Genomic DNA, 12208 nt, shown 5'->3' with positions numbered 1-12208 from the left:
GATGGCGCGAGGACCGAGATACTTCGTCCCGTTCCGCCGGCGGCGGGACGGGAAGACCGACTACTACGCGCGGACGCGCCTCGTGGTCTCGGAGCACCCACGGATGGTGGTGCGGAGGACCGGCCGCCACGTCATCGCGCAGCTCGTCGTGGCCGGGATGGACGGCGACCGCACGCTGGTCGCCGCCAGCTCCGCCGAGCTCCGCGGACGGGGGTATACGGGGAGCCTCTCGAACACCCCTGCCGCCTACCTCACCGGTATGCTCTGCGGGGTGCGTGCCGTCAGGGGCGGCTACGACTGTGCGGTGCTCGACATCGGTCTGCACCGTGCGACCGTGGGTGCCCGCGTGTTTGCCGCCCTCCGCGGCGCCGTGGAGGCGGGGCTGGACATCGCCCACGACGAGGCGATCCTGCCCGATGCCGCCCGCCTGCTGGGCGAGCACATCGCCGCTTACAGTGCGGAGAAGGCAGGGATCGTTGAGAACGTGAAACAGGTGGCAGAAGCCATACGAAAGGAGATCGAGTGACATGGCGGTAGAAGTTGAGGAGTGGGTCCCTCTCACCGGCCTTGGCAAGATGGTTGCCCGCGGCGAGATCGCCTCCATTGACGAGGTGCTCGAGAGCGGCAAGCCCATCAAAGAGCCGCAGATAGTGGATGCTTTTCTGCCAGACCTGGAGGACGAGGTACTCGATATCACCATGGTCCAGCGCATGACCGACTCGGGCCGCCGGGTGAAGTTCCGGACGGTGGTCGTCGTGGGCAACCGCAACGGCTACATCGGGCTCGGGCAGGCGAAGGACAACCAGGTAGGAGACGCGATCAAAAAGGCGATCGACGACGCCAAGATGAACCTGATCAAGGTGCGGAGAGGCTGCGGGAGCTGGGAGTGCGCCTGCGTGACGCCCCACTCCCTCCCCTTCGAGGTGACGGGAAGGGCCGGCAGCGTGCGGGTGACGCTGAAGCCGGCGCCGCAGGGCATCGGGCTTGTCACGGGCGATATCGCCAAGAAGGTGCTGGAGCTCGCGGGCTTAAAAGACGTCTGGACGTTCACCAGCGGGCACACCCGCACCACTATCAACTTCGCCAAGGCGACCTACGACGCCCTGGCGAAGACCAACCAGGTGCGGATGGGAGGGGGGTCCCGCTGATGCTCGCCGTCGTGCAGGTGCGCGGGGTGGTCAACACCCGGCGCGAGATCAAGGACACCCTCAAGATGCTCCGCCTTCACCACATCAACCACTGCGTGCTGGTGCCGGATACGCCCGAGTACCTGGGCATGATCCGCAAGGTGAAGGACTACATCGCCTATGGCGAGGTGGACGAGGAGACCCTTGCCACCATCCTGGAGACCCGCGGACGGCTCCCGGGGAATGCGAGGCTCACCGATGCCTACGTGCGGGAGCACTCCCGCTTCAACTCCATCGCGGAGTTCGCACGGGCCCTCCACCGGGGGGAGGCGTCGATCAAGGATCTCCCCGGGTTCAAACCGGTCCTGCGGCTCCACCCCCCGCGGAAGGGGTACGCGACCACCAAGAGGACCTTCCAGCAGGGCGGAGCGCTCGGTTATTATGGCAAGGAGATCAATACTCTTCTGTACAAGATGAGGTGAGGCAGTGCCGGTTAACTACAGATCGAAGTTCCGCGGCTCGAGAACCTGCGGTGGCGGAACGCACAAGAACCGCCGCGGCGGGGGAAGCCGGGGCGGGCGGGGGCGTGCTGGTGCGTGCAAGCACCACTTCGTCCGCTACTACCTGCAGGGATTCCGCTACGGCAAGCACGGCTTCAGCCGCGATCAGACCGCGTCCGTGAAGACGATGGACGTCGGGTTCATCGACGAGAACATCGACAGGTTCCTTGCCCTCGGCATCGCCCGCCAGGACGGGGAAGCCATCAGCCTGGACGTGGGCGACCTCGGCGTGGACAAGGTGCTCGGCAGCGGCAGGGTCACCCGCAGGATGAACATCTCTGCCAGGGCGTTCTCCGAGCAGGCGAAGGAGAAACTGCAGAAGAACGGCGGTCAGGCACTCGTATCCTGACGTAATTCTCTGGTGGAACCATGGGAGCCCTACTGGATCGATTTGAGCCCCTGCTCGCAGCGATGCCTGCCGTCAGGAGCCCCGAGGGGCATGTCCACTTCAAGAACAAGCTGATGTGGACGCTTGCCATCCTGCTTCTGTACTTCATTCTGGCCAACATACCTGTGTTCGGTCTCTCTCCCACCTCGCAGGATATATTCCTCTTCTACCGGGCACTTCTGGCGGGTGAGAGCGGATCGATCGTCCATCTGGGGATCGGTCCGATCGTCACGGCATCCATCGTCCTCCAGCTGCTGAAGGGTGCGGATCTCCTCCAGATCGATACCAGTGAGGCGCGCGGTCAGGTCATGTACATGGGGCTGCAGAAGCTCCTGATCTTCGTGATGATCGTCGTGGAGGCGGCTCCCAACCTGGTCGGCGGGTTCCTGCAGCCCGATCCGCAGGTCGCGATGGAACTCTTCGGAGGCAACCTTACGGCCGTCTCCCTGCTGATCTTCGTCCAGATCTGCATCGGCGGCGTGCTGATCTTCCTGATGGACGAGGTGGTCACCAAGTGGGGCATCGGGTCCGGTGTGGGGCTGTTCATCATCGCGGGGATCTCGCAGAGCATCGTGAACGGACTGTTCAACTGGGAGGCGGTGGCGGATCCCTTCCCTGTCGGGTTCTTCCCGCGCCTCTTCGCCATCGGCCTCTCGGGGGGGAGTTACTTCCAGTACTTCGGGACGGACCTGCTCGCGTTCGTCACGACGATCGCGATCTTCCTGATCGTGGTCTACGTGGAGTCGACTCGCGTCGAGATCCCCCTGGCGCACACGAACGTGCGGGGGGTGCGGGCACGGTTCCCGGTGAAGCTCATCTACGCGAGCGTGCTCCCCATGATCCTGGTGCGGGTGCTGCAGGCGAACATCCAGCTGATCGGGATGTTCCTCTCCAACATCGGCATCACCATCTTCGGCACTTTCGAGGGGCAGACCCCGCAGAACGGGCTGATGTACTTCCTCTCGCCCGTCAACGGCCCGACGGACTGGATGTGGTGGATCACGGACCTCGGGCATGCGCCCTGGGAGGTGATCCTGCGCCTCGGTATCGATATCGTCTTCGTCGTGGCGGGCAGTGCGCTGTTTGCCCTGTTCTGGATCAAGACGGCGGGGCTGGACAGCAAGGACGTCGCCCGCCAGATCCAGCTCTCGGGGATGCACATCCCCGGCTACCGGCGGAACCCGCAGGTGCTGGAGAAGTACCTGGACCGCTACATCCCCCGCGTCACCGTCATCGGAGGGGTCTTCATCGGGCTCCTGTCCGTTGCTGCCAACCTCTTCGGCGTGATCGGCGCTGTCAGCGGCACCGGGCTCCTGCTGGCGGTGAGCATCACCTATCGGCTGTATGAGGAGATCGCCAGCCAGCAGATGATGGAGATGTACCCCCTCATGCGGCAGTTCTTTGGCAAGGAGTAGACATGGGTAGAAGGATCGTCATCACCGGCGTCCCCGGTGTGGGCAAGACCACCGTCATCAACGGGGCCCTCCAGGAGCTCGAGAAGGAGGGCATCACGTACCAGTCGATCAACTTCGGCAGTTTCATGTTCGAGGTGGCATCGAGCGAAGGAATGGCAAACGATCGGGACGAGATGCGGAAACTGGACCGCACGCTGCAGAAGCAGCTGCAGCAGCTGGCGGCAAAGAAGATCGCCGAGATCGACGGCAACGTGATCGTGGATACGCACAGTTCGGTGAAGACACCGAAGGGCTACCTGGCCGGGCTGCCCGAATGGGTGCTGCGGGAACTGCAGCCCGATATCCTCGTCCTGGTGGAGACGGACGAGGACCAGATCCTGAAGCGGAGGCTGAACGATCCGACACGGTCCCGGGACATGGAGGGCTACCGCGAGATCGCCGAGCACCAGCGGTTCAACCGCTCCATCGCCGCGGCGTATGCGATGCTCACGGGATGCACGGTCAAAGTGGTGATGAACCAGGATCACCTCCTGGACAGGGCGATCCTCGAATTGGCGGACGTCCTCCGGTGAGAGCGCGATGGCAGACACCTCCCGATTCGGACCCTTCGTCCCGCTGATCCTCCTCTTTCTGATGATGATCTCCTACAGCATCGAGGTGGTGCGGGTGACGGTGGGATCCGCCATGGACGTCATCCTGGGTCCCCTGATCAACAGTCCCCCCTTCGGTCTGGGGATGCCCTTCTATATCGTCCTCCTGATCCTCGCATCCCTGACCGGCCTCTACTCCTCCCTCATCCAGAAGTACACCATCGACTACGAGAGAATGCAGGCGGTGCAGAAACGGATGAAGGAGTTCCAGAAGGAGTTCCGCGAAGCCCAGCTCTCGCAGGACGAGAAGAAGATCAAGAAGCTGGAGGCGCGGCGCGACAAGATGATGCAGGAGCAGCTGGAGATGTCCCGTGAGCAGTTCAAGCCGATGAGCTACATCCTGATCGTCTCCGTACCCATCTTCTTCTGGCTCCTCTTCCGGCTGCCGACGCTGCCCGCCGAGGTGGCGGTGATCGCCCTGCCGCTGATCGGGCTGACCCACCTGAATGCGGCGGCCCTGGGGCCGGTGCCGGCCTGGATCCTCTGGTACATGATCGCCTCCCTCACCGTCAGCCAGGTGATCCGAAAGGCGCTGAATATCGGGGGGATCTGATGCGGATCACGATCAGCGGACCCCCGGGGAGCGGCACCACGTCGCTGGCGTACCACCTGGCGGAACGGTTCGGGCTGCGGGTCGTCTCCGCCGGCGAGGCGTTCCGCCAGCTGGCGAAGGAGAGGGGCATGGATCTGGCGGAGTTCAGCCGTCTTGCCGAGAACAACCAGACCATCGATATGCAGATCGATGCGCGGCAGAAGGAGATCGCCGGGGCGGAGGACGAGATCGTCGTCGAGGGGCGGCTCTCGGGCTGGATGGTGGAGCATGCCGACCTGAAGATCTGGCTCGACGCCCCCCTCCCCGTCCGTGCCAGGCGGATCTCGGAGCGTGACGGGGGGGACGAGGGTTCTGCCCTCGAGAGGACGAAAGTGCGGGAGGCGTCCGAACGGGTGCGCTACAGGACCTATTACGGCATCGATATCGGCGATCTCTCGCCCTACCACATGGTCCTCGACACCGCTCTCTGGAACCGCGAGGAGCTCGCGAGCATCGTCGATCTCGCCGTGAGCTATCTCCGGGAATAACGAGCCGCTCTCTGTTTTTCGCCGGTGGGGGTGTTCTGGAGCCGCAGGAAGCGGCGTCTCTCCCCGGGTCTGTGCGGTTTTATCCGCGGAGAGGGGGCGTGCGAGAAGGGCTGCCGCCGAACTGCCGGGTCCTTCCTGCCTCGCGGGATTCTGCCGGGGAAAGCAATAAGTATGGGTAACGCCTCACCCAGAGAGCAACGGGAGGAGGCCCGGACATGAAACGTATTGCGATCTGTATTCTCCTGTCCATCCTGGCAGCTACTGTGCTCGCCGCGGGATGCACCGGCTCTCTCGAGGAGAGCGGTCTCGTGCCGGGAGCGGACTCCACGCCGGCGGTAACGCAGGCGACTGCCATGCAGGGAACGGACGGCGGGGCCGCCATCCAGCTGCCGCCGCCCCGCCAGGACAGCAACGCATCTCTGGAGCGGGTGCTGCTCACCCGCCGCTCGGTGAGCCGGTACCGGACCGATCGGCCGCTCGCCCTCTCGGAGGTGTCCCAGCTGCTCTGGGCCGCCCAGGGCATCACAGGCCCGGAGGGGCGCAGGACCGCCCCGTCCGCAGGGAGGACATACCCCCTGGAGGTCTACGTGGTCGCCGGGAACGTGAATGATCTCCCCGCCGGCATCTACCACTATCTGCCGGACGGGCACCAGCTGGAGAGGCTGGCGGAGGGCGACGTTCGGCAGGCGCTGAGTGCGGCGGCCCTGGACCAGGCGGAGGTGCGGGAGGCTCCGGCCGACATCGTCATCACGGCGTTCCCCGAGAGGACCCGCAACTTCGGGGACCGGGCGGAGCGGTACGTGTTCCTGGAGGCGGGGCATGCGGCCCAGAACGTCCTGCTGCAGGCGGTTGCCCTGAACCTCTCCAGCATACCCGTCGGGGGATTCAACGACACCCGGGTGCGGTCGGTGCTGAGCCTGGCAGAAAATCAGGTCCCGCTCTACATCATGCCGGTGGGAACAAAGGCCTGAACCGCATCCCGCCTTTTTTCCCGCTCCCATTCTGCAGGGCACAGAAGGAGAGGATGGGCCCGCATGCAGCCCCCCCGGCGCTCCAATGCGACGCGGGTGCGGTCTGGATGACCGGATCGAACAGGGCGTCTTATTGCCTGAGAGCCCTCCGCCCCCCATAGGTGCCGCCATTTCTGCGCAAGCACGGGATGTGCCGGAAGCATGCGGCGCCTTTCAGGGGCAGGGCGTTCCGGCATCCACGGCGCGGTCCGCACGGATGCGGGGGGGGGCAGGGGACCGGGATTCTCTATGAGGTGGGGAGAGCTGAAGTCCCCTCGTCCCGGGAAGGAGAATGTATCCCACATATATCCCCGCGGATTCCTTCGCAATGCGGGGGGTGTGGGGGAAGAGAATCGCGCAGCGCTTCCATGCTGGGATGCCGCACCGCAGGGAGTCCCGGAAGGGGGGAGGTACCCTCCCTTCCGATACCCCGGAGCAGATCCGGCATGGGAACGTAGATGCTCTTTCGTACGGCAGTGACGAGGGAGATGGATCCTTTCTCAGGGCAGGATAGGGGCGGCCAGACTGCTCGACCATCGCGCTGCCGCCTCGTCGGAAAAGGGGCTCGATCCCCCTGACCGCAGAACGGGCAGGGAAGCCCTTCACCAGAACGGCATTCAGAGATCCTGCAGCCGTTCGGCCACCGCCGCTCCGATCTCGCGGAGGGCCGACGCTGCAGGCGAGTCCTGCAGGGTGACAGGGCGACGGTGGCGGATGCTCTCGATCACCTGCCCGTCATACGGGATCCGCCCCAGAATCCCGAGCCCCTGCTCCCGGCAGTAGCCCTCGATTCGGTTCGCAATCGCCTCGTCCAGGGTATGCTTGTTGACGATCACCGAGGTGTCCACGCCGAATCCCCGGCAGACCTGCACCGCCCGCTCCATATCGTGGAGGGCGGATACGCTCGGCTCCGTGGCGAGGATGACCGCGTCGGCGCCGGAGATGGTGGAGATGAGGGGGCAGCCGATGCCCGGCGGACCGTCGATCAGCAGCAGGTCACGGTCCCCCGCCTCCCCGATCGCCTGCCTCTTCACCTCTGCGACCAGCAGCCCGCTGGTGCCGGCGCCCGGTTCCAGGCGGGCGTGAGAGAGGGGGCCCCACTCCGTGTCGGAGTAGTAGATCGCGCCGGCGACGCGTGGCTGCAGGGTAATTGCCTGCTGCGGGCATACGACCGTGCAGACGGCGCACCCCTCGCACCGGACGGGGTTCACGGAATAGACATCACGATTCTGGACTATGGCATCGAATCGACAGATTTCTGCACACTCCCCGCATCCGGCACAGAGACCGGGGTCGATCGCCGCACACTGCATGCCATAGAACGAGCGTGTGGAGATCACCGTCGGGTTGAGGAGAAGTTCCAGGTTGGATGCGTCCACGTCGCAGTCCGCCATCACTTTCGAACAGGGAAGGACCGTTGCGAGGGCGGCGGTGATCACCGTCTTTCCCGTACCCCCCTTCCCGCTGATCACGGCAAGCTGCTTCATCTGCTTCCCCCGGCGATATCCTGGATCCGCGTGTAGAGATCGGTGAATCTCCCCTGCCACTGCGGCATGTGCACGGCGAAGAGCTCCCCGCGGTTCTGCCAGGCGGCGATCTTCCGGTCAAAGGGGATGCGCAGCAGAACGGGCAGGTCGTGCCGGGAGCATACGGCCATCGTCTCCGCATCATCCCCATCGCTGCGGTTGATCACCACGCCCGCGGGGACGCAGAGCTTCTTCGCGACCGCTGCCGCGAGCTCCAGATCGTGCAACCCGAAGGGGGTGGACTCCGTGACCAGCAGGCAGAAGTCCGAATCTTCCATGGTCTCCACGACCGGGCACGCGGTGCCCGGCGGCGCATCGTAGATGATCAGCCCGGCAGGCTCTGCTGCCTGTTTTGCCGCCTGGATCACGCGGGTGCTGTGGATCTCCCCCACGTCCAGGACCCCGCTGATCAGGCGGAGATGCGGGAAGGGGCGGGACTCCCAGACCCTGCCCACCGCCTCCATCTCCTCGCGAACAGCCCCGGTGGGGCATACGAGAGAGCAGCCGCCGCAGGAATGGCAGAGCTCCCGGAAGAACCGGATGTCGTTCTCCAGCACCAGGAGCGCGCCGTATCGGCACTGTTCCGCGCACCTCCCGCAGAAGGTGCATGCAGAGGTGTCGATGACGGGAACGGGTGTGGTTACGGGAGATTCGCTCCGCCCATCCTGAAAGAAGAGGTGGAGATTCGGCTCCTCCACATCGCAGTCCACGAGCACCACATCCCTCTCCTGTGCGAGGCTGTAGCCCAGGTTCGCGGCAACCGTGCTCTTCCCCGTCCCCCCTTTTCCGCTGGCCACGGCGATCTTCGCCACATTCATCCTCACAGGAGCCTTGTTAGCTTTCCCGCACGATAGAGGGCGAGGGCGTCTCTGACCGTGCCGCCGGCGCGGTACTGGTAGGCATCGATGCCGGCTGCCTGCAGGGCGCTTGCCGCATTCCCTCCCACCTGACCGGTGACGACCGCCTTCACACCGTGGTTGACCAGCAGCTGGACTGTTCTGGGACCCACGCCTCCCGCCGCATCGGCGCCCGGGTTCTGGATGGAGGTCTCCGTTCCCGTATCCGTATCGATCAGGATAAGGTAGGGCGATCTTCCGAACCGTTCCTCTACGGGAGCATCCATCGTGCTCCCTTTTGCAGTAATGCAGAGCATCATGGTATCACCTTCGAGTAATTATTACTCAAATGCGCGAATTACTATATAGGTTGGTGCTCATCTCATATTAGATACATTCGCCATGAAGTACATGCATCTCTTCGGACCCGTCCCCTCGAGGAGACTGGGGGTTTCTCTCGGCATCGATCTGGTCCCGCACAAAACCTGTACCTATGACTGCATCTACTGCGAGTGCGGCAGCACCACAGACCTCACCCTGGAGCGGAAGGAGTACGTGCCGACGGCAGAGGTGCTGGCGGAGATCGACGACTTCCTCTCCCGATCTCCGGTCCTCGACAGCATCACCTTCGCCGGCTCAGGAGAACCCACGCTCCATCGTGATATCGGCCGGATTGTCGGTCACGTCAAAGCACGCTATCCTCACTATACCGTGGCCATCCTGACCAACGGCTGTCTCTTCTCCGAAGCTTCGGTCCGAAAGGAAGTGCTGGGCGCCGATCGAATCCTGCCCACGCTGAACGCCGTATCGCGCGAAGTCTTCGCGAAGATCCACCGTCCGCATCCGGGCGTCGATCCGCACCGTATCATCTCCGGGTTATCTCTCCTGCGCCAGGAGTTCTCCGGGGAGATCTGGCTTGAGGTCTTCATCGTCCCGGGGGTGAATACCACGGATACGGAACTGGCGCGTCTGAAGGAGGCTATCGAGAGGATACAGGCGGATCGGGTGCAGCTGAACACGCTGGACAGACCCTGCGCGGTGGCCTGGGTGAGAGCAGCGACCCGGGCAGAACGGGAACGGGTAGCCGCCTTCTTCGACAGTCCAAAGGTTGAGATCATCGCGTCAGCCCGTAGCCGTAGAGAGGTGCGGAGTTACTCGGGTACGACGCAGGATGCGATTGTATCGACCATCGAGAGGAGGCCCTGCACCATCGCGGATCTATCGGCGATGCTGGGACTCCACCCGAGCGAGGTGCACAAGTACCTCGGGGCGCTCCTCAAAGAGGGCATACTGGAGGAACGCTGTGGAGACAGGGGGTCGTTCTTTAAGAAAAAGGAGAATTAGGTCAGTGATGGCAGATGTTCCTTCCCTCTCTCAATTCCCCGAGGATGAACTGGTGCGCGACATCGTCGAGAGAACCGGAGACTCCGGTAAAGACCTCCATGCCCTGCTGGCAGAAGAGGTCCGCTGCCTTCGGCCCCATGCCTCCGGCAATCACCACATTCACGCCGTGGTCGGCGAGAAGCCTCGGGAGGACTCCCGGCTCGTGGCCGGGGTTGAGGATATCCTTCTGTTCCAGTATCTTGCCGTCTTCGATGCGGTAGAGTCTGTATCCCTCACAGCGGCCAAAGTGCTGTGAGACCCGGTCTCCGTCTTTTGCGATTCCGATGATCATGAGGTGCTCCGTGCAGTCTTTCCGGACAGGGGGGTGATTGTCATTCGGACCTTGAGGCGGAGTCACCAGAACCTTCGCCTGCCGCCGCCAAAGCCCCGTCCGCAGCCCCGGGGAAGTCCGCCTCGACCGAGTCCATACAGAGGACGTACGTATGCACCCCGTGGATACGCTGTCTCAACGTCCACGAGACCGGGGCGGCAGTACCCCATTCCCCGACCGGTGCGTGGTCCCCTGCCCAGAGGGCCGGTTCTGTCGAATCCAGGCATATTGCTTTTCACCTCCGTGTATGCATGACAGCAGGACTGTCATGTAATTATTACTCATATGCGCTATAATACTTATACGTTTCTGTGACCCGCCCCATTGCCCCTGTCCGGGCATGCTCCTGCGGGGTTCGCTCCCGCTCCGGATACCGGAGAGTCACGATTCCAATCGATGGAGGCAGGTTTTCATATGATGTGCGAACACAGTATGAGTGCTGCGGAATGGATCCTATGAGGCTCACGGTTCTTTCCGACAACTGCACCTTGAACGACCGGCAGCTCATCGCCGAGCCCGGTCTATCGATATGTATAGAAGACGGCAGGACCCGGATCCTGTTCGATCTCGGGTATTCGGACGCCTTCATGAAAAACGCCGTGGCGCTTGGCATCGATCTTCTCGACATCGATTATATTGCACTCTCTCACGGCCATCGGGATCACACATGGGGTTTGATACCGCTCATCCGCCTCTACACGGAGATGGATGCCACAGGAACGCCGCACAAAAAACCGGATCTCGTCGCCCACCCGAGAGCCTTCTTCCCCAAGATCGTGAACAGGATCCTGCAGGCCGGGCCATGCCTCTCGAGAGACGAGCTGGAGCGATACTTCCGTCTCCAGCTGAGCACCGGACCCCTCTGGCTCACGGAGAACGTCGTCTTCCTCGGGGAAATAGAGCGAAAATACCCATATGGTACCGAGAAGAGGAAGAAGCGCGAGATCCTGACGCCTGACGGTGTCCAGCCGGACCACCTGGAGGACGACAGCGCACTGGCATGCCGCACGGCCCGGGGACTCGTGATTGTCACCGGCTGCTCCCACTCCGGTATCATCAATATCATCGAGCAGGCGCGGCGCGTCTGCGGGGAAGAGAGGATCGCGGATGTCGTGGGAGGGTTCCACCTTCTTCAGCCCTCCGAAGAGGCGCTGAAAACAACACTCGACTATCTTCGCCGTGTTCAGCCCTCATCGCTCCATGCCTGCCACTGCACGGACCTCCCGTCCAGGATTGCACTGTCCCGGGTGGCTCCCCTGCGAGAGAGCGGCGTCGGTCTTACGCTGAAATACCCGTGAGAGGGCTGATGCCCACCCCGGCAACCGGATCCGTTCGTTTGCACGTGAGTGCTTCGGCGACCGGGACACTGCTGCGTCATACAAACCGCAAAGAGTAGAGACTCTCGCCGGCGATCTCTTCGTGCTCCAGGTGCTCCATCTCGTGGGAGGCGGCATAGGCGGAGGACCCCTGGAAGGTCCGCTGCCGATCGGGCAGCTCCGCCAGCGCGATCTCGCGTCTCAGGGGATGTACCGTAGCCGAGAAGAGACGATCGCCCTCCAGGACCACGGTATAGGGCCGCCGCACCAGCCGGCGCACCTCCTCCCGTCCGCACTTCTCCAGACGGTGCACGGTGCCATCCTCCTGCAGGATCCGGGGATTCACGAACAGGAAGATCTCCTCGTACGTATACCCGAGGCGGCGGTCGCTGTCGTACACCGTCGTCTTCTCGAGAAGGGAGAGTGTCCTGATGCTCCCGGCGGCATACGACCAGTCGCCGCCGCTCCGCAGGGAGAGGAGGAGAGGGATGAACGCCTCCGCCGGGAGATCGAAACGGCGGATCAGCCGCTCCTCGGCACCGAGGAAGGCGAGGATTCCTAACAACGTCTCCGGTTCCATCCCCGG

Annotated in this window: 17 protein-coding genes; 11 read left to right on the top strand and 6 right to left on the bottom strand. The window is 63.4% G+C overall.

What is annotated here, in order from left to right; all coding sequences use genetic code 11:
* The first annotated feature begins 1 nt into the window (after window position 1).
* The 9 genes from QMC96_04085 (at window position 2) to QMC96_04045 (ending at window position 6191) form a co-directional block, all read left to right on the top strand.
* Entirely contained in the window at window positions 2-526 is a 525-nt protein-coding gene (locus tag QMC96_04085) for a 50S ribosomal protein L18 (GenBank protein MDI6875937.1), read from the top strand.
* Between the two features lies 1 nt (window position 527).
* Window positions 528-1148, top strand: coding sequence for a 30S ribosomal protein S5 (locus QMC96_04080; protein MDI6875936.1), 621 nt, complete (start codon window positions 528-530; stop codon window positions 1146-1148).
* Window positions 1148-1609, top strand: coding sequence for a 50S ribosomal protein L30 (locus tag QMC96_04075; GenBank protein ID MDI6875935.1), 462 nt, complete (start codon window positions 1148-1150; stop codon window positions 1607-1609). The genes QMC96_04080 and QMC96_04075 overlap by 1 nt, the downstream gene beginning before the upstream one ends.
* Window positions 1610-1613: 4 nt before the next feature.
* Window positions 1614-2036, top strand: coding sequence for an uL15m family ribosomal protein (locus QMC96_04070; GenBank protein ID MDI6875934.1), 423 nt, complete (start codon window positions 1614-1616; stop codon window positions 2034-2036).
* A 20-nt stretch (window positions 2037-2056) separates the two neighbouring features.
* Window positions 2057-3490, top strand: a complete 1434-nt coding sequence (gene secY / locus QMC96_04065; GenBank protein MDI6875933.1) for a preprotein translocase subunit SecY — start codon at window positions 2057-2059, stop codon at window positions 3488-3490.
* A 2-nt stretch (window positions 3491-3492) separates the two neighbouring features.
* Window positions 3493-4062: an adenylate kinase gene (locus QMC96_04060; GenBank protein MDI6875932.1), complete on the top strand. Its 570-nt coding sequence runs from the start codon at window positions 3493-3495 to the stop codon at window positions 4060-4062.
* Window positions 4063-4069: 7 nt separating this feature from the next.
* Window positions 4070-4693, top strand: coding sequence for a DUF106 domain-containing protein (locus QMC96_04055; protein ID MDI6875931.1), 624 nt, complete (start codon window positions 4070-4072; stop codon window positions 4691-4693).
* Window positions 4693-5220, top strand: a complete 528-nt coding sequence (locus tag QMC96_04050) for an AAA family ATPase (GenBank protein ID MDI6875930.1) — start codon at window positions 4693-4695, stop codon at window positions 5218-5220. The genes QMC96_04055 and QMC96_04050 overlap by 1 nt, the downstream gene beginning before the upstream one ends.
* A gap of 215 nt (window positions 5221-5435) precedes the next feature.
* Window positions 5436-6191, top strand: coding sequence for a SagB/ThcOx family dehydrogenase (locus QMC96_04045; protein MDI6875929.1), 756 nt, complete (start codon window positions 5436-5438; stop codon window positions 6189-6191).
* Window positions 6192-6847: 656 nt separating this feature from the next.
* Here the strand turns inward: QMC96_04045 and QMC96_04040 are convergent.
* From QMC96_04040 to QMC96_04030, 3 genes are read right to left on the bottom strand one after another with little or no spacing between them, the layout of a single operon-like run.
* Complete coding sequence (locus QMC96_04040; GenBank protein MDI6875928.1) at window positions 6848-7717, bottom strand: ATP-binding protein; 870 nt, start codon at window positions 7715-7717, stop codon at window positions 6848-6850.
* Entirely contained in the window at window positions 7714-8574 is an 861-nt protein-coding gene (locus tag QMC96_04035; protein MDI6875927.1) for an ATP-binding protein, read from the bottom strand. The genes QMC96_04040 and QMC96_04035 overlap by 4 nt, the downstream gene beginning before the upstream one ends.
* Window positions 8575-8576: 2 nt before the next feature.
* Window positions 8577-8879 (bottom strand): NifB/NifX family molybdenum-iron cluster-binding protein, encoded by a 303-nt coding sequence (locus QMC96_04030; GenBank protein MDI6875926.1) that lies wholly within the window; start codon window positions 8877-8879, stop codon window positions 8577-8579.
* Between the two features lie 115 nt (window positions 8880-8994).
* On the opposite strand from QMC96_04030, the gene QMC96_04025 reads away from it, so the two are divergent.
* Entirely contained in the window at window positions 8995-9936 is a 942-nt protein-coding gene (locus tag QMC96_04025) for a radical SAM protein (protein ID MDI6875925.1), read from the top strand.
* A 1-nt stretch (window position 9937) separates the two neighbouring features.
* Here the strand turns inward: QMC96_04025 and QMC96_04020 are convergent, their stop codons facing one another.
* Complete coding sequence (locus QMC96_04020; GenBank protein MDI6875924.1) at window positions 9938-10267, bottom strand: NifB/NifX family molybdenum-iron cluster-binding protein; 330 nt, start codon at window positions 10265-10267, stop codon at window positions 9938-9940.
* Between the two features lie 62 nt (window positions 10268-10329).
* Window positions 10330-10533, bottom strand: coding sequence for a DUF5320 domain-containing protein (locus tag QMC96_04015; GenBank protein MDI6875923.1), 204 nt, complete (start codon window positions 10531-10533; stop codon window positions 10330-10332).
* 219 nt (window positions 10534-10752) lie between these two features.
* Between QMC96_04015 and QMC96_04010 the strand changes: the two genes are divergently transcribed.
* On the top strand, window positions 10753-11604 hold the full coding sequence (locus QMC96_04010) for an MBL fold metallo-hydrolase (protein MDI6875922.1): 852 nt from the start codon (window positions 10753-10755) through the stop codon (window positions 11602-11604).
* Window positions 11605-11680: 76 nt separating this feature from the next.
* On the opposite strand, the gene QMC96_04005 is transcribed toward QMC96_04010, so the two are convergent.
* Complete coding sequence (locus QMC96_04005) at window positions 11681-12202, bottom strand: hypothetical protein (protein ID MDI6875921.1); 522 nt, start codon at window positions 12200-12202, stop codon at window positions 11681-11683.
* Window positions 12203-12208 lie beyond the last annotated feature (6 nt).

The organism is Methanomicrobiales archaeon (assembly GCA_030019205.1).
Taxonomy (GTDB): Archaea; Halobacteriota; Methanomicrobia; order Methanomicrobiales; family JACTUA01; genus JASEFH01.
The sequence above is the reverse complement of the archived record's forward strand: the minus strand, read 5'-3'. Positions and strand labels throughout refer to the sequence as shown.